Annotated in this window: 16 protein-coding genes, 1 pseudogene and 1 riboswitch; of the genes and pseudogenes, 16 read left to right on the plus strand and 1 reads right to left on the minus strand. The window is 29.5% G+C overall.

What is annotated here, in order from left to right:
* From ACJDUG_RS04395 to ACJDUG_RS04410, 4 genes and pseudogenes are all read left to right on the plus strand, one after another.
* Positions 1–173, plus strand: a 173-nt coding sequence (locus ACJDUG_RS04395) for an LbetaH domain-containing protein (RefSeq protein ID WP_479723030.1), incomplete at its 5' end; no start/stop codon positions are given.
* Positions 174–542, plus strand: a pseudogene (locus tag ACJDUG_RS04400) (GDP-mannose 4,6-dehydratase); the annotation flags it as partial. It abuts the gene before it with no gap.
* Positions 543–596: 54 nt separating this feature from the next.
* Positions 597–1,916, plus strand: a complete 1,320-nt coding sequence (locus ACJDUG_RS04405; protein WP_406768693.1) for a nucleotide sugar dehydrogenase — start codon at positions 597–599, stop codon at positions 1,914–1,916.
* A 433-nt stretch (positions 1,917–2,349) separates the two neighbouring features.
* Positions 2,350–2,997 (plus strand): GDP-mannose 4,6-dehydratase, encoded by a 648-nt coding sequence (locus ACJDUG_RS04410; RefSeq protein WP_406768694.1) that lies wholly within the window; start codon positions 2,350–2,352, stop codon positions 2,995–2,997.
* Positions 2,998–3,031: 34 nt separating this feature from the next.
* On the opposite strand, the gene ACJDUG_RS04415 is transcribed toward ACJDUG_RS04410, so the two are convergent.
* A complete protein-coding gene (locus ACJDUG_RS04415) occupies positions 3,032–5,146 on the minus strand; it encodes a choice-of-anchor J domain-containing protein (RefSeq protein WP_406768695.1) in 2,115 nt (704 codons plus the stop codon).
* A gap of 826 nt (positions 5,147–5,972) precedes the next feature.
* On the opposite strand from ACJDUG_RS04415, the gene ACJDUG_RS04420 reads away from it, so the two are divergent.
* The 12 genes from ACJDUG_RS04420 to murJ all read left to right on the plus strand — a co-directional run bounded on the left by ACJDUG_RS04420 (position 5,973) and on the right by murJ (position 19,194).
* Positions 5,973–6,560: a sigma-70 family RNA polymerase sigma factor gene (locus tag ACJDUG_RS04420; protein WP_406768696.1), complete on the plus strand. Its 588-nt coding sequence runs from the start codon at positions 5,973–5,975 to the stop codon at positions 6,558–6,560.
* Positions 6,561–6,946: 386 nt separating this feature from the next.
* Positions 6,947–7,669 (plus strand): GntR family transcriptional regulator, encoded by a 723-nt coding sequence (locus ACJDUG_RS04425; protein ID WP_406768697.1) that lies wholly within the window; start codon positions 6,947–6,949, stop codon positions 7,667–7,669.
* A gap of 32 nt (positions 7,670–7,701) precedes the next feature.
* Positions 7,702–8,370 (plus strand): sugar transferase, encoded by a 669-nt coding sequence (locus ACJDUG_RS04430; protein ID WP_406768698.1) that lies wholly within the window; start codon positions 7,702–7,704, stop codon positions 8,368–8,370.
* Positions 8,371–8,404: 34 nt separating this feature from the next.
* Positions 8,405–8,488: riboswitch (cyclic di-GMP riboswitch) on the plus strand.
* Positions 8,489–8,673: 185 nt separating this feature from the next.
* Complete coding sequence (locus ACJDUG_RS04435; RefSeq protein WP_406768699.1) at positions 8,674–10,095, plus strand: nucleotide sugar dehydrogenase; 1,422 nt, start codon at positions 8,674–8,676, stop codon at positions 10,093–10,095.
* A gap of 15 nt (positions 10,096–10,110) precedes the next feature.
* Positions 10,111–10,860 carry a WecB/TagA/CpsF family glycosyltransferase gene (locus tag ACJDUG_RS04440; RefSeq protein ID WP_406768700.1) on the plus strand — a complete coding sequence of 250 codons (750 nt, stop codon included), beginning with the start codon at positions 10,111–10,113 and terminating at the stop codon, positions 10,858–10,860.
* Between the two features lie 36 nt (positions 10,861–10,896).
* Entirely contained in the window at positions 10,897–12,219 is a 1,323-nt protein-coding gene (locus tag ACJDUG_RS04445) for a phenylacetate--CoA ligase family protein (RefSeq protein WP_406768701.1), read from the plus strand.
* 134 nt (positions 12,220–12,353) lie between these two features.
* Positions 12,354–13,598: an O-antigen ligase family protein gene (locus ACJDUG_RS04450; protein WP_406768702.1), complete on the plus strand. Its 1,245-nt coding sequence runs from the start codon at positions 12,354–12,356 to the stop codon at positions 13,596–13,598.
* A 58-nt stretch (positions 13,599–13,656) separates the two neighbouring features.
* On the plus strand, positions 13,657–14,712 hold the full coding sequence (locus ACJDUG_RS04455) for a glycosyltransferase family 4 protein (RefSeq protein WP_406768703.1): 1,056 nt from the start codon (positions 13,657–13,659) through the stop codon (positions 14,710–14,712).
* Between the two features lie 40 nt (positions 14,713–14,752).
* Complete coding sequence (locus ACJDUG_RS04460; RefSeq protein WP_406768704.1) at positions 14,753–15,943, plus strand: hypothetical protein; 1,191 nt, start codon at positions 14,753–14,755, stop codon at positions 15,941–15,943.
* A gap of 67 nt (positions 15,944–16,010) precedes the next feature.
* Positions 16,011–16,547, plus strand: coding sequence for a hypothetical protein (locus ACJDUG_RS04465; protein WP_406768705.1), 537 nt, complete (start codon positions 16,011–16,013; stop codon positions 16,545–16,547).
* Positions 16,548–16,568: 21 nt separating this feature from the next.
* Complete coding sequence (locus tag ACJDUG_RS04470) at positions 16,569–17,660, plus strand: GNAT family N-acetyltransferase (RefSeq protein WP_406768706.1); 1,092 nt, start codon at positions 16,569–16,571, stop codon at positions 17,658–17,660.
* Positions 17,661–17,685: 25 nt separating this feature from the next.
* On the plus strand, positions 17,686–19,194 hold the full coding sequence (murJ, locus tag ACJDUG_RS04475) for a murein biosynthesis integral membrane protein MurJ (protein ID WP_406768707.1): 1,509 nt from the start codon (positions 17,686–17,688) through the stop codon (positions 19,192–19,194).
* Positions 19,195–19,203 lie beyond the last annotated feature (9 nt).

Consider the following 19,203-nt stretch of genomic DNA (forward strand, 5'->3'; position numbering starts at 1 on the left):
GGCGAATAGGTGCGGGTGCAATAATCTTGCCAGGTAAGACAATTTATGAAGATGGTTTTGCAGCTGCTGGAAGTGTTGTAACAAAAGATATAGAAAAGGGAAAAATTGTGGCTGGTAATCCAGCAAAGGAATTTAGAAGGGTGCCAGAGGTTCAATTATTAAAGAATCAGTAAATAAGAGATTGGCTTTATGTGTCAGACCATTGTTCTGCCATCAATGCAGTTTTACATAAGGGTGTAATTGGAAAAACATATAATATCGGTGGTAATAACGAGAAAGCTAATATAGAAATAGCCAAGCTCGTTATAAGAATTATTGGTAAGCCAGAAACTTTGATTAAATATGTAAAAGACAGATCTGGGCATGATAGAAGGTATGTCATTGATAATACAAAAATAACAGCACAGCTTGGTTGGAAGCCTCAATATACCTTTGAGAAGGGTATTAAAGAAACCATTGAATGGTACTTATAAAATACAGAATGGATTGAAAATATTGTGTCTGGTGATTATACAAATTATTATAAGAAGATGTATTCATAAAGACTAGTAGCTTTAGTAACTATTAAATTCCAAATTAAGTTAGGAGATTTGATTATGTCATCATTAAGTGAAGAACTGATTTTAAAATTGAAAAATAAAACAGCTGTACTGGGAGTTGTAGGCTTAGGTTACGTAGGACTTCCATTAGCTGTAGAAAAGGCAAAAGCAGGATATCATGTAATAGGCTTTGATGTTCAGGATAAAAAAGTAAATATGGTAAACAGTGGAGAAAACTATATTGGTGATATAGTAGACTCAGACCTAGCAAAATTAGTTAAGGATGGTATGCTGAAAGCTACTACAGATTTCAGCTTTGTAAAAGATGTAGATACAGTATCTGTTGCAGTTCCCACACCTCTTGATTTATACAAGCAGCCTGATTTATCATATGTAGAATCTTCTTTCAGAAATGTTGGAAGGTATTTACATAAAGGGATGCTGGTAGTTTTAGAGAGCACCACATATCCAGGAACTACAGATGAAGTATGTAAGCCAATATTAGAAGAAGAAAGTGGTTTAAAATGTGGAGAGGATTTCTTTCTTGCCTTTTCGCCAGAGAGAATCGACCCGGGTAATAAGCAGTTTAAGACAAAAAATACTCCTAAAGTTGTAGGAGGCTGCACAAAGGAATGTACTGAAGTTGCAGCGACACTATACAAAAGCGTACTGGAAAGTGAAGTACTGGAAGTATCCTCACCCGAAGTTGCAGAAATGGAAAAAATATTAGAAAACACATTTAGAAATGTAAACATAGCCCTGGCAAATGAAATGGCAATATTATGTAAGAGAATGGGTATAGATGTTTGGGAAGTAATAGATGCTGCCACGACAAAACCTTATGGCTTTATGCCATTTTATCCAGGTCCTGGACTTGGCGGACACTGTATACCACTGGATCCATTTTATCTGGAGTGGAAAGCAAGGGAATATGATTATCATACAAAGTTAATTGAGACCTCAGGTATAATAAATGACTACATGCCTGAATTTGTAGTAGATAATGCAATGAAGATTTTAAATACACAAAAGAAGTCTTTAAATGGAGCAAAGGTTCTTTTAATGGGTGCAGCTTATAAAAATGATATAGATGACATGAGAGAGTCACCCGTGCTTAAAGTAATAGAACATTTAGAAAAAAATGGAGCAAGTGTAATTTACAATGATCCATTTATTCCATCCTTTAAGCATATGGGTAAGGAATATAAATCAGTTAACTGGGAAAATGAAATAAAAAGCGCAGATTTAGTTATTATAACCACAAATCACTCCTGCTACGATTATCAGAAAATTGTAGATGAAGCAAATCTATTGTATGATACTAGAAATGCTGCAAAAAATGTTAAAAATAACAGAGAAAAGATAAATAAGCTATAAGTGGTGGCTTGTTTTGGGTAAAATCAAATTGCAATAATAGGCTTTAGAGTAATTTTCCATAAGTATATTAGGGGTTTTAGCAGATAGCTATGAAGACTCGGATAACATGATTAAAAATGTTAAAGAAAATAATGTAAAATATGAAAGTTCTACTTAAAAGGTGGTATCAAAATTGATACCACTTTACTATTTTCAGAATTGGTAATATCTATAAGTTTGGCATATTACTAATTGCGACGGGAAAGAATGAAAATTTAATATTTCCTAAGATGTATTAAAATATCTATTTTTATAATATTATATATTAAATAATTTACTAAGCAGGAATTTTAAAATGCAAAAAAGAAAGCTAGATTTTTCTATTTTGTTGCCTAACATTTCAATGAACATACTAGTAACTGGGGGCGCTGGCTATATTGGCCCACATACCTGAGTGGAGCTACTTAATAATAATTACTCTGTTATCGTGGATGATAATTTTTATAATAGTAAAGCTGAAACCATAGATAATATAAAGAAAATAACAAATAAAGAATTGACCTTTTATAAGACAGATGTATCCGATGAAGAGGCAATGGAAACCATATTTAAGAGTCATAAAGTAGATGGTATTATCCATTTTACAGGTCTTAAGGCAGTAGGAGAATCTGTAGAAAAACCTATTGAATATTACTATAATAACTTAGTTAGAACATTGGTTTTAACTAAGCTTTGCAAGAAGTATAATGTTAATAAATTTGTCTTCAGTTCATATGTAATGGATTTAGCTAAGGGCCATGTAGCGGCACTTAATAAGCTTCAATTAGGTGTAAATATTTATAATCTTGGAACTGGTGAGGGTACTTCTGTGCTGCAGCTAATAAAGGCCTTTGAAGAGGCAAATAGTATTAAGATTCCATATGAAATAGCTCCTAGAAGGCAAGGAGATATAGCTTCCTGCTATGCCGATGTTAGTAAAGCTGAAAGAGAACTTGGCTGGAAAGCCAAATTTGATATTATAAAGATGTGCCGGGATGCCTGGAGATTTGAGTTTAACTTTTGCGGCAGCGGTAGATATGGAATATATAAATATTATAAATAAAGTGGTATCAACTCAATTGATACCACTTTACCATTTATTTAGTTTTCACAAATTTATTTTTTTGAATTAATTCATAACTATAATCTACAGGAGAAGTTACACCTACAGGTGCAGCATACCAAACCAGCATATAGTTATTTCCGCTGCTTAAGAAGCTCTGAATTTCAGCAGCATCTTGCTCTGTGATATTAATTGGATTTATAGTTTTCACCTGATAATGCTGAGGCTCTGTTCCCTTATTAGTATACTTTTCATTAACAAAGGTTACCATATAATCTACATGTCTTCCTAATACTGCATCTAAGCTTTCAAAGCCACTGAGGCTGTTTCCGCTATTTGTATAGCCTATTTCAGGTATTGCCACATTTTTAATATACCAGCCTGGATTTGCGAAGGCACCATTTCCGTTACTTCCCCAGTCAGTCATGTACCTAAAGCTTATATAAATTTTCTTTCCAGCATATGGAGTAAGATCAAAGGTTTCAGTTGTCCAGTCTTTTGCTACACCTGTAAGCCCTGGCATATTTGCTTTAATAGTTGGATAGCCTTCATCTACCACATCAGATCTAGTATTTTGATTACTTAAGCTTTTCCAAGTTGCACCGTTGTCAGTTGAAACTTGTACTGCACCGAAATCCCATTGTTCTTCTATATCGTATTTAGTATCAAATTTTAAAGTTGCTGCTTGTTTCCCTGTTAGATCTGCAGAAAAGATTAGTTTATTATCCATTTCATCTCCTGCATTACCCCAAAGTACCTTGCTTCCAGGATTAGAAGGATCATCTGCAACGTTCCAAGGAACTCCAAGAAAATCTATTCCATTAAATTTAATATCCTTTATGTTCTTAGCATTGTCTAGTTTAATATAATCTGCTCCCCACGCAGGTACACCAGGTTTATTAAACTTTAAGGCACTATCATAATTTACTTTAAGATCTATACTCTTAAAGTTATAAATACCATTTCCAGGATTCTTACTGTCAACTGAAAGTGCTACAGTAAATCTTCTGAAGAGCTCGTTAAAATCGATTCCTGTATTGTATTGTTTCAAAATTTTATTTACGCTTACAATTCCATGATCCTTGTCTTTTGCTAAGCTCTGAATGAAATCTTTACCATATTGGTCATCTAAATATAATTGAAGCAGATATGCTTGGCCGTAATCTGCTAAGGTTTCTGGACCAGTTGGATAGTTGTAATACTCATCCCAGCTTACTAGTGAATTTTCTGGATGATCTAGGAAGTAGTTTATATGACCCATTGGTTGACCAAAGCCGCAGAGGTATTCAGCAAAGTCTGCCATACCTTCATTAATCCAGGTTTCTTCTGCTGCATCGTTGTCAGCATGAATAAGATGCTGGAATTCGTGAGCAAGAGTCGGCAGGAAGGTATTATCAAGTCTTGTTTCCCAATTGTTGGTGTCAATAGTGATAATATTACGATCAGTATACTTTTCAATAGTTCCCCAATAGAAGCCTGCTACAAAAAATGGATAAGTGGGATCAAAGTAATTTTCATCCCGTACATTATCTACAAGAATCATTACTCTTTCAGTGCCATCTATCGGCTTGTAATAATCCTTTGGAAGTCCTACAAGACCTGGAAGTGTGGCATTTACACCAGTATGTGAATCTGGAGTTCCAAAGAATTCAGTATCCTTTTGATATATGTCATTATCAAAGGTGTCTCGAACTCTATCTACTTGAGCTTGAGTAATTACCGGAACAGGTCTAGAATCTCCTTTAGGAAACGCTAAGTCATCAGCAACCCAAACTTCACACTTATCACCAATAGATTTCAAGGTAAAGGTCTTAAGGTAAACCTTACCTGCTGCAGAGTTATTTGCCGGGAAGGTCATCTGTGTTCCAATTGCAGCAGCACTATTGCCGTTAACAGCAGCTTTTGTAGTTGCCGCATTTGCCTTAATATCAGCTGCAGATTGTTTAAGCTGTTCATTAAGCTTTGCTTGTGCTTCTTCATTGGAGTCCATTGCACGGAGCTTCGGACCTATATCCATTGTATCTCCGTATCTAGCAGCGTTCCAGCTTTCTGAAGCTGTCTTAGCTATTGCAGGCCTTTTGATGCCTGCTAAAGTAGCCACAGTGGTAACAGCTAGCATTAAAGCCAGCACTTTTTTGTTAAACCTCATTTAAAAACCCCCTCATTATTATTTCGAAAATGGATGACTGATACCAGTCTATCTATAATATATCAAATAATACCTGATTTAACAAATATTTCAATTGCCAAATTAGCACATGATATAACACCTTACGCCATTTTTTTTGATAGTTTTTAAAAAAACCTATATAAAATAAATTAAATTTACAATGAATCCTTAAAGCTGTTCATTGATAGTAAAAAAGAAAGCTTTCGCTTTCTTTACATTGTTAGTAGACTTATCTATCGAGTGATTAAATAGTTTATCTAATTAATTTCCAATATTTTAATGACCTAATTTTTATCTAAATTATGGGGTAAAAAACAATAATTCCTATAAATTATGCATATTATTAATTATACCAATCTCTTTTAGACATATAATAAGATAATTTGAGGTTTTATGAAGTATTCAGACAGCACAATATTTAACTTTTACCAAATTATGTAAATGTTACTTGTATCAATCTTGATTTAACATTAAATCTAATTTATTGCATTACCGGATATACTGGTACGAAATTAATCCAGACATATTAATGGTTAGCATTAATAATAAAGTAAAAATATATGAATAAAAAATGAACTAAAATAATAATTAATAAAGTTATTGACAAAGGATAAAATAGAACATTATAATATACATTATATGGAAAACATAAATATTACCATATATGTAATAAAAAGTAATACAGTGGAAGGAAAAACAGAAATGAGGTGAAAAATGAAGGCTATGTTTAATGGGCAAAAGAATATGAATTTAGTAGAAATAAATATTAATTGGTATACTATAATTTTAATGGGGGGATATACTAATGAACCATCACGAAATCGAAACTTGTGTTATTAAAGCAAAGACTGGAAATACAGAGGCTCTACTGAAGCTTATGGAGCAGTATAAGCCTTTTATTTTTAAAACCGCCAAGGATTATAACATTAAAGGCTTTGACGTATATGATCTTGCTCAACTTGGCTATATAACCTTAATTAATTGTACAGAAAGATATAAGATAGGCTCTCACACCTTTAGTTCCTATGCTTTTAATGCAATTAAAAATGCTTTTAGATATGCAGCAAGGCAAAACAATAAATACGCTGAGGAATATAGTCTTAATGCCCCAGTCCAAAATGACGATTTTGAAGGCAGTGAATATATTGAATGTATTGCTTCAACTGTGAATATAGAAGAAGACTTAATAAAACTTGAAGATAATAAAAGACTTAAAGGTGCAATAGCAGCACTTTCAGAAGCCGAACTGGAATTTGTCATAATGGTATATTTCAGTAATATAACAGTAAAGACCTACGCTGAAAAGAAAGGACTTAGCTATATACAAGCTATTAGATTTAAAAATAAGATTTTGGAGAAACTATTAAACAAAATGAGGACAAACTTTATTTAGAAATTATAATTTACATAAAGTAATTTAGCTGCAAGAATAAATATAATAAACTTGGATTAAAAAGAAAGCATCAGCTTTCTTTTTTCTTATTTAATATATCTTTATGATATAAATACAAACTATTTGTTTTATATAGGACTTTTTTATGAAAGTAATAAAAAATTGACGTTAAATGTTATATTATATGCTAATCTAGCAATCAAAATATTTGTGAAATATAGAATTATTTGATATATTATAGGTAGAATACAAAGAAAATTATGTCGATATAGCTAGGATTTTCAATAATAACTAATAATATAGACATATTGGTAATAATATGTAGAAGTTCATACCGAAAAATGGTATAATCTTGTATAGACAAGTATACATTAGAGGTGAATAAATTGATAAATAGGAAGAGCTATATTCCGTATTATTTACAGATCTATTATGAACTTTTAAATAAAATTGAAGCAATGGTGTACAAGCCTAATGAGCTGCTGCCATCTGAAAATGAACTAGTTGAGGAATACGGGGTTACAAGGGTAACTATTAGAAATTCCATGAAAAAACTAAAGGATGAAGGTAGAATTAGGACAGAAAAAGGCAAGGGTTCCTATGTTAATCCACCAAAGCTTATACAAAGCTTAGACAAAATATACAGCCTTGCCAGAGACTTTAATGAAGAGGGTTATGAAATAAAAAGTGAACTTCTTGAGGTTCGATCTGAGCTATGTGATGAAATTATCGGAAAACACCTTGAGTTAATATCTACGGATCAAGTAATTGTAATAAAAATTCTGAGAAAAATTAATGATATACCTGTAGTAGTACAAGCTTCTTATTTACCAATGAATATCGTTCCGGGACTTACAGCATCTGATATTGATAAATGTGCAATTTATAATTTACTTGAAGATAAATATAATATAAAGCTTTTAAAGGCAACAGAGTATTTCGACCCTGTAATAGCTGATGAATACAATTCAAAGCTTCTTCAGGTGGATGCAGGTACGCCATTATTTTTGACTGAAAGGGTTACCTATACCGAAGGCAAGAAGCCAATAGAATTTCGAAGATGCGTAGTGAGAAGTGATAAATTTAGGTTTTCTGTGGAATTAAATTAGTCATAAAAATGTTAAGTATTGGAGGCAGGGCAATGGGGGAACCTGTACTAAATAATAGTAGAATAGAAGTAACTTGGAAGGATGAATATACCAAAGACTGGACTTATTATTTTATAAAGAAGCTTATTGATATTATTGGAGCAATTACTGGAATTTTATTATTAAGCCCAGTATTAATTATAACAGCACTTGCCATAAGGTTAGAGTCTAAAGGACCCATAATATTTAGTCAAGAGAGAATAGGTTTAAATGGGAAAGCCTTCAAGATGTATAAATTTAGATCTATGGTTGAAAATGCAGAAGAATTATTGGATAAGCTTAAAAATAAAAATGAAATGTCTGGACCAATGTTTAAGATAAAGAAAGATCCTAGAATAACTAAAGTAGGAAGATTTATTCGAAAAACCAGCATAGACGAACTTCCTCAGCTATTTAATGTATTAAAAGGAGATATGTCCTTGGTAGGGCCAAGACCAAATTTACCAAGAGAAGTCATTAGATTTAATGAGTATCAAAAACAAAAGCTATTAGTAAAGCCAGGGTTAACTTGCTATTGGCAGGTTATGGGCAGAAACAAAATAGGTTTTGAGCAGTGGATGGAATTAGATATTAAATACTTAAAAGAAAGAAATACTTGGGTTGATATAAAATTAATTTTTAAGACATTTTCTGTTTTTTTTGGTGATGATGGAGCGAGATAACTTTTTAAGAATAGAGTATTTTAAAAACAATTAAAAATTAATCGGAAGCAAAGAAGTGAATTCTGTATTTGGGCACTTGGAATTCATGGAGCTAGTAGTGCAACCCGCCGAGTAATTTTTTGAATCAATGGCTTTTTTGTTTATGAGGCTAAGTGAAGAATACGTATAATTTTTATAATGAAATGAGTAACACTATAAATTAACATAGGGATGGTAAAACATCCAAGGTAATAGTCCAAGTACACTATTATTTATAGAAAACAGACCTTAAGAGCTTATTGACAAGAATAGGGGGAAGCTGAATTGGAAACAACGGTAAAAAATATTGTAATGAAAGACATAGAAACAAAGATAGAATCTAAGGAAATAGAATCCAATGAATTGTTTATGGAGCAATTTAATGAGAATATACTTGATGATTCTATTAATAAAAGGATATGCGTTTTTGGACAAGGATTTGTTGGATTGCCACTTACGTTAAGCTTTGCGATTAGGGGTTGCGCTACCATAGGAGTTGATGTTGACGATAGGCTGATACAACAAACTAATGATGGGATTACACATCATACGGAAAGATTTCACCATGTTTCAATTCAAGAAGTATTAAATATTGAACTAAAAAATAAAAGATACATTGCTACAACTAATGCTGATTGGGCTGTACAAGAGTGTAACAATATAATTGTTACTGTTGGAGTTCCAATAAAAGATGGTAAATATATAATTGATTATTTGGAAAGTGCATGCACAACAATTGGTAGAAACTTAAAGAAGAATGATTTGGTTGTAATACGGAGTACTGTAATACCTGGTACAACAGAGGAGCTTTGTTTGCCTATTTTAGAAAAAGAGTCTGGAATGAAAGCAGGAGATGATTTCTATCTAGCTTACGCATCAGAAAGAATAGCCGAAGGACTTGCTTTCGATGAATTTGCCAATATGCCTACTTTGGTTGGAGCAGTAAATGAAGCTAGCCTAAGTAAAGCTATAGACTTATTAAGAGTGGTATGTAAAGCAGAGATGGTACCTGCGACATGCATTAAAGCTGTTGAAACATCAAAAGTATTTGAAAATGTTCAAAGAGATGTAAATATAGCTATGGCTCAGGAGTTTGCAAGATTCACAGAAGCACTTGGCATAGATATATTTGAAGTAGTAAAACTTGCAAATACTCATAAGAGAGTTAATCTATTAACTCCAGGGCCGGGAGTAGGAGGTTATTGCATACCAAATGCATATCATTATCTAACACCAAAAGCAGAAGAATTAGCAGTAGATCTTGATATTTTAAAAATAAGTAGAGAAAAGAATTCGAAACTTCCAAAGTTTATAGTGAATAAAATAGAGGAGTTATTGAAAAGGCAAGGGAAGAAATTAGTGGATTCGCAAATTGCTGTCTTTGGACTAGCTATGAAAGATTATTCAAATGATGATAGGATAAGCCCACCAGTAGATATATGTAAATTGTTAATCGAAAAAGGTGCAATAGTCAAGGCTTTTGATCCTGTGGTACCTACTAATTATGATTTTAAAGTTAATAAACAGGATGAGGCGATAAAGAACGCAGATGCTATCCTAACATTATCGAAACAGCAAGGTATAGATTTCGATAATGTAAAAAATATGGTTGCATTAATGAAGGATAAGCCAGTTTGTGTAGATGTAAAAGCCGTTATAGACAAATGTGAAGCTGAAAAATTTGGGATGTTGTATTGGAGAATATAAATTTGGAGGATTGTAGTGGAGAAGAGAATACATATACTAGGCAGTAATGTTGATACCTTAACTATGGATGAAACTTTAGCTAGGATTCAATCTTTAATTAAAAATAGAGAGCATGTTCAACATGTTGTAATTAATGCAAGTAAAATTAACTTAATGCAAGATAATAAGCATTTAGCAGACATAGTTAATAGTTGCCCTTTAATAAATGCAGATGGGCAGTCAATTGTGTGGGCTGCGAAGTTTTTAGGGTATCCAATTCCTGAAAGGGTTACCGGTATTGATTTATTTAATAATTTAGTAAAATTATCGGCTGAAAATGGATATAGACCATATTTTTTTGGAGCTAAGCAAGAGGTTGTTGAGAAGGTTGTAAAGATATTTAAAGAACAGTATCCTTCGCTTAATATTGCCGGATATCGTAATGGTTATTTTAAAGATGAGGAAAGTAAAGAAATAGCAAAGGATATTAGGGAATCAAAAGCTGATATTCTATTTGTTGCTTTTTCAAGTCCAAAGAAAGAATTTTGGGTTAAGGAATATATTCCGATAATGCAGGTTACTTTTGTAATGGGAGTTGGTGGGAGTTTTGATGTTGTTGCTGGAGTTACTAATAGAGCACCTGAATGGATGCAAAAATGTGGGCTAGAGTGGTTTTATAGGTTTATTCAGGAACCAAAACGAATGTGGAAGAGATATTTGTTTGGTAATTTGAAATTTATAAGATTGGTTATTCAAGAAAAATTCAGCCTAGTTAAGAATGATTAAAATATCGAGTAACAAATTTAAAAAGGATGAATTGTAATGAATTATAAATATGTGAAAAAAATAAGTGAGTTGTGTCCACAAAGTATTAAAAGGATATTTGCACCTATTTTAAGAAAGAAATTAGTTAATAATAAAGACTTTTTAGATACTTACTATAAATTAGATAAATACGATGAATTAAGTGAAGAAGAAAAGAAAAAGAAACAATTTGAAAAATTAAAAGAAATATTGATATATTGTGATGATAATGTAAGTTATTATAAAGATATTTTCAAAGAGGCAAAATTTGATCCGAGAGAAATGACTGATTTCAAGGATATTGAAGTTCTACCTTTTACCAATAAAGCTATATTTTTGGCTAATGAAAATAAGTTGTTATCAAAGTTGGATATTAATCATTATGTTGCATATACCGGTGGTAGTAGCGGAAAGCCATTAAAAATATGTCTTGATAGAGAATCAATATTTAAAGAAAGAGCCTTTGTTTATCATTATTGGTCTAAATTCGGTTATAATTATAAAACTTCAAAAATGATTACATTCAGAGGCTTGGAGTTCAATGGGAAAATAGCTAAATATAATCCGGTATATAACGAAATAGTCTTATCACCATTTTCACTTAATGAAGATAATATTCATAAATATTTAAAGATTATAAGAGAATTTAAACCGGAATTTATTAGCGGGTATCCATCAATAGTCAAAAATTTCTGCACGTTAATAGAAAAAACCAATACAAAAGTAAACATTAAATATGTATTTTTTATTTCAGAATTCTGTCCAAAGGAAGATAATGACTATATTAAAAATATACTGGGCTGTGATACTTGTATTTTTTATGGCCACTCTGAAAGGTCTGTCTTTGGTGGAAAATATGAGGACCATTATGAATTCAATAAAATTTATGGATATACTGAATTTATACCAACAAGTGTGAAAAATGAATTTAGATTAGCCTGTACAGGCTTTCTTAGCTATAAAATGCCTTTTGTAAGGTATATGACTGATGATATTGTTAGAATTGAAAATAATAAAGTTGTGGAGATTATAGGACATAATGATTCGGAAGTTTTAATAGGGAAAAATAATGAGAAAATATCAATCGCAGCTATTAATTTTCACAGCAATGCTTTCAATAAAATTAGACAATTCCAGTTTGAGCAATTTGAAATTGGCAAGGCTAATTTAAACTTATTAATGGAAGATATAATAACAGAAGAGGATAAAGTTAACATTAGAAAAGCATTAGATACAAAAATCAAAGATGTTTTGGATATTCAAATAAAAATAGTAGATGAAATAAGCTTAACCAAAAGAGGAAAAAGGAAATTAATAATACAACATGTTGATATGGTTTAGATATAAGAGTATTTTACTATCATAATCTTATGTGAATATATTGTAATTTTTATTGAATATTTCAGAAATTATTAACTTACTTTTATATAACTTATCATGCTTATATTTATAAAAATTAGGAGCATAAATTACAAATGGAAAATTCAAGATATTTAAAATGGATTAAATTTATTATAATAATAACACCAATCATTGATATTCTTAATGGAGTTTCTTTGTATATTATTAAATCAAATGCAACTTTTTCACCAGGTCAGATTTTAAGATTATTGATATTAATTATTAATATATATTTGTGCATCAAAGTTGATTTTAAGAATTTTTTCATAATATTGATAAGTATGACTTTAGTTATAATACGTTTCTTTTATAATATTTATGATCTAAATAGTATTATCAATGATATGTTGTTTTATAGTAAAATTTTATATGTTATTACATTTTTATTATTAACTAGGAAAGTATTTCTTTCCTCTTCTGACTTTGAGAATGAACTAACTAATCTACTTGCAAGTACGGCAGTTTTTCTGAGTTTTTCATTAATAGTAACAAAAATATTAGGAATTGGACAATCATCTTATAATGATTCCATAGGATATAAAGGTTTGTTTATGGGAGTTAATGATTTTACAAATACATTAATTTTTTGCTATCCATTTTTATTTAAAAAAATGGTTAAAGATAGAATAAATCTAGTAAAGATTATAAAATTCATTATGACTACTTTTGTATTTTTTATAATTGGAACAAAAGCAGCTATAATATTTTTAGCAATTATATTAACATATTTTTTACTCAAATTAATGAACTTCAAAAATTTAAAAAAATTGATTGTAATATTAATATTTCTTTCTTTATTTTTGTTTTTCGGTTATATTAAATATTTTTCTTATTATAAAGATACTATTCTTAACAGATATATGTACTTTTATGATAACTTAAATCCACTAACATTTTTATTAAGTCAAAGGAACATAACAGCGCAAATAGCATTTAGTTTTTGGAACTTAAGCAAAGTTAATTATTTTTTAGGTCTTGGATTTAAAGATGGGTCCCAAATAATAAATAGCTTTCTACCGGGTCATGGTATGATAGAAATGGATTTCCTTGATATTATCTATTTTTATGGAATAATTAATTTTCTTATTTTAACTTATGGTATTGTAAAAATGTTCATAAAATCAATTTCAGTATTTTTATTTTCAAAAGGAGATAGTGATAAGAAAGATTATTCATTCTTATATATTCTTTCAATAATAATCTCTTTTACTGGAGGACATGTATTATTAAGTCCTTTGGCTGGAGTGTATTTTGCAGTAATATACTCTTTGTGTTATAAAAGTTTTAAAGAAATAAGAGTAGAAGGTATACACAGTTAGTATTATTAGTTTTTATGAATTGATATCATTAAAGTTAACTTATAAAAGAAGGTAAAAAATGAGAAAAAAGTATGTAGTATTAGTCGGACCAAATAGAAATCTAAAGGGGGGCATTTCTACGGTTATAAACGATATATATAATTCTGATTTGCAACAAGATTTTAATATTATAGCGATTAATACTTATGGAAAGAAGTTCGGTAGTTCATTTTTTTTAGGTATTATGTGGTATTTTTCTTTAATAATAATGAGAAGTGTGAGTATTTGCCATATACAGTTGGCTTCAAAAGGCAGTTTTTATAGAAAGATATTTTTTATATTATTAACCCCAAGGAATGTAAAATTACTAATTCATGTTCATGGTGGTGGATTTATAAAGTTTTATACCAGTCAACCTAAATTTATTCAGAGATTGATAGAATATAGCATGAATAAGGCTAATTTGGTTATTACTGTCTCAGAAGTATTTAGGAATGAATTATGTAATGTTATTGGTGTCAACAAAAACAAAATAAAGAGAGTATATAATGGAGTTACATTAAAGAAAAATATCAATATAGAAAATAGTGGTAAAGAAGTAAAGGTTTTATTTATGGGGAAACTTTCAAGGGTAAAAGGCATATATGATTTTATTGAAGTTATAAAGAGTTTTAAAGAAGTGGAAATGAACGTAAAATTTCTTATTGCAGGAAATGGTGATATAGAAACAGTCAAGCAAATAATAAAAAATGAGAAAGTGGAAGAGCAGACTGAAATATTAGGGTGGATTGATGGTAAACAAAAGGATAATGTTCTATTGACAAGCGATGTGCTTATTGCACCCTCATATTTTGAGTCTTTTGGAATTAGTATAGTCGAAGCAATGAATTTTGGAGTTGCTATTATTGGATACAGGGTAGGTGGCATTCCTGAAATAGTAGAACATACAAAAAATGGTTTTTTACACGATACTGGTGACATTTCGGGTATGGTGAAAAGTCTAAAAGAGCTTGTTGAAAATGAAAACCTACTTATAAGCATGAAATTGAATAATATGGAAAAAGTGAAAAAATTTTCCAAGGATAAATTTATTGAGAGTATACGAAAAATCTATTATTTGTATATTCAGCCATAGAAGAAATATTTTAAGTATAGAAAATTATAGAGGTGATATTTTGAAAGTAAAAAAGTGCAAATGGTATAATAATGCACAAGCGCCAGTTATGTTTATGATAGATGACCTCGCAAACACATGGGTCGATAATAATAGTAATAATGAATTGAATCTTGGAGAAGATTGGGGATATTGCTGCTTTCAAAAGAATTCTATGTGGGATTTTCTAAATACTAAATTATTAAATAAATATCCCTATTTAAAAGTAACATTTTTTTTAGTAGTAGGTAAAAGAGCTAATATAATTGAAACAAATAAAAAAATATATTCTGAAACTATTCAAGAAAATAAGAATTTTAGAGAATTTTTAATTGAAATAAATAAAAATCCAAATATTGAAATCGCATATCACGGACTCACCCATGGAATTACTGGAATTTCAAGGACAGACTTTGTTGAGGAATGGCAATCATTTAAGAAAATTAATGAAGCTATTGAAACTATAAACATTGGAAGAGAAATATATTTTAATGTTTTAGGGGAGTACCCTGTAGGAGGTAAATATTGCGGTTATAAATATAATGATTTCTCAGATGATTCTATAAATGCTACTGATTTTAAATGGTGGTGCAGACATTGGGATGCTAATTTAGAAAGTGGTAATTATGAAAATTATAATTATGATCTGGAAATGTTCAACAATGTTGTGGACATACCGTCAACCATAGATGGATCTTATTATAGCTTGAAAAACATTAAATATCTATTTAGCAAAAAATATCTAAAAAGTGTGATAAATAAATTTATTCATGGAAAGACAGTTGAGCAAGTAATTTTAGATAGAGTTAACGCACAGCAAATAATCTCTATTCAAGAGCACACGTCACCCTACAGAGCAGATAAAAGGATTCAGTACCCCAATTTGATTTTTGATATTGAAAATTTACACATAATATTTAATTATTTAAAAAGATTTGATCTTTGGTATGCCACAGGAACCGAGATTGCAAATTATTTTTTAGTTTATGAAAATTGTAAAATTGAAAATTCTAATGATTCAAGCTTTAAAGTAGAATGCGATTCTAGATTTGAAGGCTATGAATTAACACTTAGCATCAGTGGAAATTTCTCTGGTAATTATATTAGCATTTCTTATGGAGATAATAAAGTAAAGTTTGAAAAGATCCAAAATCAATTCATAGGAAATATTAAAGTATTTGATAATATGCTATATAAGATAAATGAGGTCTAATATGAATTTAAAATTATCTATGAAAGTGTTCAGGTATATATTAAAGGTTTTCTACCAAAATAATGAATTGTTAATATTAAAAAAGGACAAAGAGAATTATTCCGAAGAAAATTTAGATAGTAGGTTACAGGTAAACTTGGATAAATTAGACCATGAAGATATAAAAAATATTAATCATGATTTAAGAAGAAAAGTATTAGAAAAAGAACTCAAACTTAATAATACAATCTTAGGATTCATATGTTTTGATGGAAACATAGTACACTATTCATGTATTGCCGTTAGTGATCATAAGATTGGAGAGATAGAACAGGATTTTATAATTCCAAGTAATTCAATATATATCTATAATTGCTTTACAGAAGAAAAATATAGAGGTTTAAAGTTATTTCAACGAATGTTATCATCAATAAATAATATGCATTCAAGTGAAGACAAGTATGTTGCTGTTTCTCCAAATAATATTCCATCTTATAAAGCAATAGAAAATGTAGGTTTCTATAAAGTAGCTCAATTTAAATATAAAAAAATTCTCATATGGAAGAAACTATACGTAAGACACTTAAATGAAGACTTAATACATGCTTTCAAACAATCAGTATAGTTTAAAGAAAAGGAGATTTTGATGAAAACATCAATTATTAATAATATAAATGTCTTCTATAAGCTAGAAGAAGACTGGAGGAATTTGTGCAGAAAAATTGATAATTATGAGATTTTCTATTCTTGGGAATGGATATGTACTTTTATTAAAAGTATGGAACTTTCAAATATAAATCCATATGTATTAATTACAGAAGACAAGGATAATATTATTTCAATTTTACCATTATGCTTAGAAATCAGGAAAATTGGCATTAAAAAAGTAAAAGTATTAAGATTTATTGTGAATAGAACAGTAGACTATTATAACTTCTTGATTGATAAAGATTATAATAAATATGATGTAATAAAAAGTTTGATAAATGAATTATATAAGTTGAGTGATTGGGATTTGATAGAATTACAAAACTTAAATACAAGACATAGAGAGACATTAATGATTAATGAAGTATTAAAGCTTTTCAAGGGGCTAAAGTGTATAAAAGAGATAAATGTTATAACTCCTTATTTATATTATAACGAAATGATTATAAAAATGAATTCCAAACAAATTAAAGATATACAAAGAAGGGAAAAAAAATTACAAAGAGAGAATGAAGTTAAGTATTGTTTGAATGTAAAGTGGGATAGAGAAGTATGGAATGCTTTAATTAAGTTACATAAATTAAGGTGGTCGCAAAGTGTCTTTATTAAGAAAGAATATATAGAGTTTTACGAAAGCTTAATTCCATATTTAGAAGAAACTAAACAGTTGGAATTTTCTTATGCAACAATAAACAATGAAATTGCAGCAATTCATTTTGGATTTAAGTGCAAAGAAAAAGTATATTATTATATTCCAATCTATTTAAATAAGTACTCTTCAACTGGGATTGGTGCAATCTTTTTATATAAAATTATTGAACATTATAAAGACAACTATATTATTTTTGACTTTTTAAGAGGTGATGAGATTTATAAATTCGATTGGACGGATTTAGCTACTGAGAATTTGAACTATTATATAGTAAAACAAAACAATAAGTATTTAAAAGTCTATCTCAAATTTATGTTAAAAATGAAAGAAAATAAATTTGTAAGAAATATATACAATAAGATAAGAAAGAGAAATTAATGATGAAATTTCATAGGTGTTTTTATTGAAAAAGTTTAATTTGCTTATAGGAATGATTTTGATTAATTTTGTAAGTATAATTTTAGGTTTTTTAAGAGATAGTAGTATCGTTTACAAATTAGGAGCAAATCAAAATTCTGACGCATTTATATTTATAACAACTCTTCCAATAACTTTATTTAGTGCTATAGGATGGGTTGTTTCAACAACATTTGTACCAATTTATACTCATATAAAAAATAATGAAAGTGAAGGGAATGCAAATTTATTTGCAAGTAATTTTTTAAATATACTGTTTTTGATAGTTACAATAATTGTAGTAATACTTCAGTTGTTCAGAGTTCAAGTAATAAGAATACTAGCACCTGGATTTAATGGTGAAACCTTTCAAACAGTACTAAATCTTGCTAGTATCATATTACCTTCTATGTTATGTTATGTGATTACATACTGCTTTGTTGGTATACTTACATCACATAAGAATTTAATTTGGACATCTGCTATTGGAATACCAACTAATTTATTTCTTATATTAGGGATTTTATTTTTTTATAATTGGTATGGTCTTAAAGGTGCTACAGAATTTTCGTTCATTGGAAGTATTGCACAGTTCGCCATGCTTATTATTCCATTAAAAAAAATAGGTTTCAAATATATAACTTACATAAATATAAGGGATAGCCATATTTTGGAGGCCCTAAAAATGATAGGTCCAATGATAATTGGAGTAATGGCAATACAAATCAATTCATTGGTTACAAGTATGATTGCATCAACGTTAAACCCAGGAACTATAACTTCTATAAATCTAGGCATGAAGGTTAATAATTCTATTTATAATTCTTTGGTATTTATAATAATAACATATACATTTCCATTTCTTGCTGAGGCAATTTCTAAAAAAGATATAGATAAATTTAATGTACTTATATATGGTGGCTTACAATTAGTATTTCTTATATTATTACCTATAGCTGTTAATCTAATTTTCTTCAGAAAAGAAGTAATAACTATATTATTTGGACATGGGAATTTTTCTGGTAAGAATATATTAACTACTTCATTTATTCTAATTTTTTATAGTGCAAGCCTTTTATTTATGGGAATCAAAGATTTAATTAACCGAGTTTTTTATGCGACAAAAAATACTAAGACTCCAATGTACAACAGTATTATTTCAATATGCATAAATATAATATTAAGTATTGCATTAGCACATTACTGGGGGGTATACGGACTTGCTGCTTCAAGTGCAGTTGCAACCATAACTGCTGCTTTATTATTATATAGAAGTTTAATTAAGGGTTTCGATATAGAAAATAAAAGAATTTTAGTTATGATATTGAAGATAGCAATAATTTGCTTGTTTTTATATGTATTTCTTTCATTAATAAAGTCTATTCTAGCAGGGAAGCTTATCCTTTTGGCGTATTTCTTTGTTACTGGGACTCTGGGAGTTGGATTTTATATTATATGTTTATGGATCTTTAAAGTTGATATTAAATCTTTATTAAGCTTATTTTCTAAAAAATAATTCTATTTT

It is taken from the genome of Candidatus Clostridium stratigraminis, assembly GCF_045310675.1.
In the GTDB taxonomy this organism is placed as follows: Bacteria; Bacillota; Clostridia; order Clostridiales; family Clostridiaceae; genus Clostridium_AT; species Clostridium_AT stratigraminis.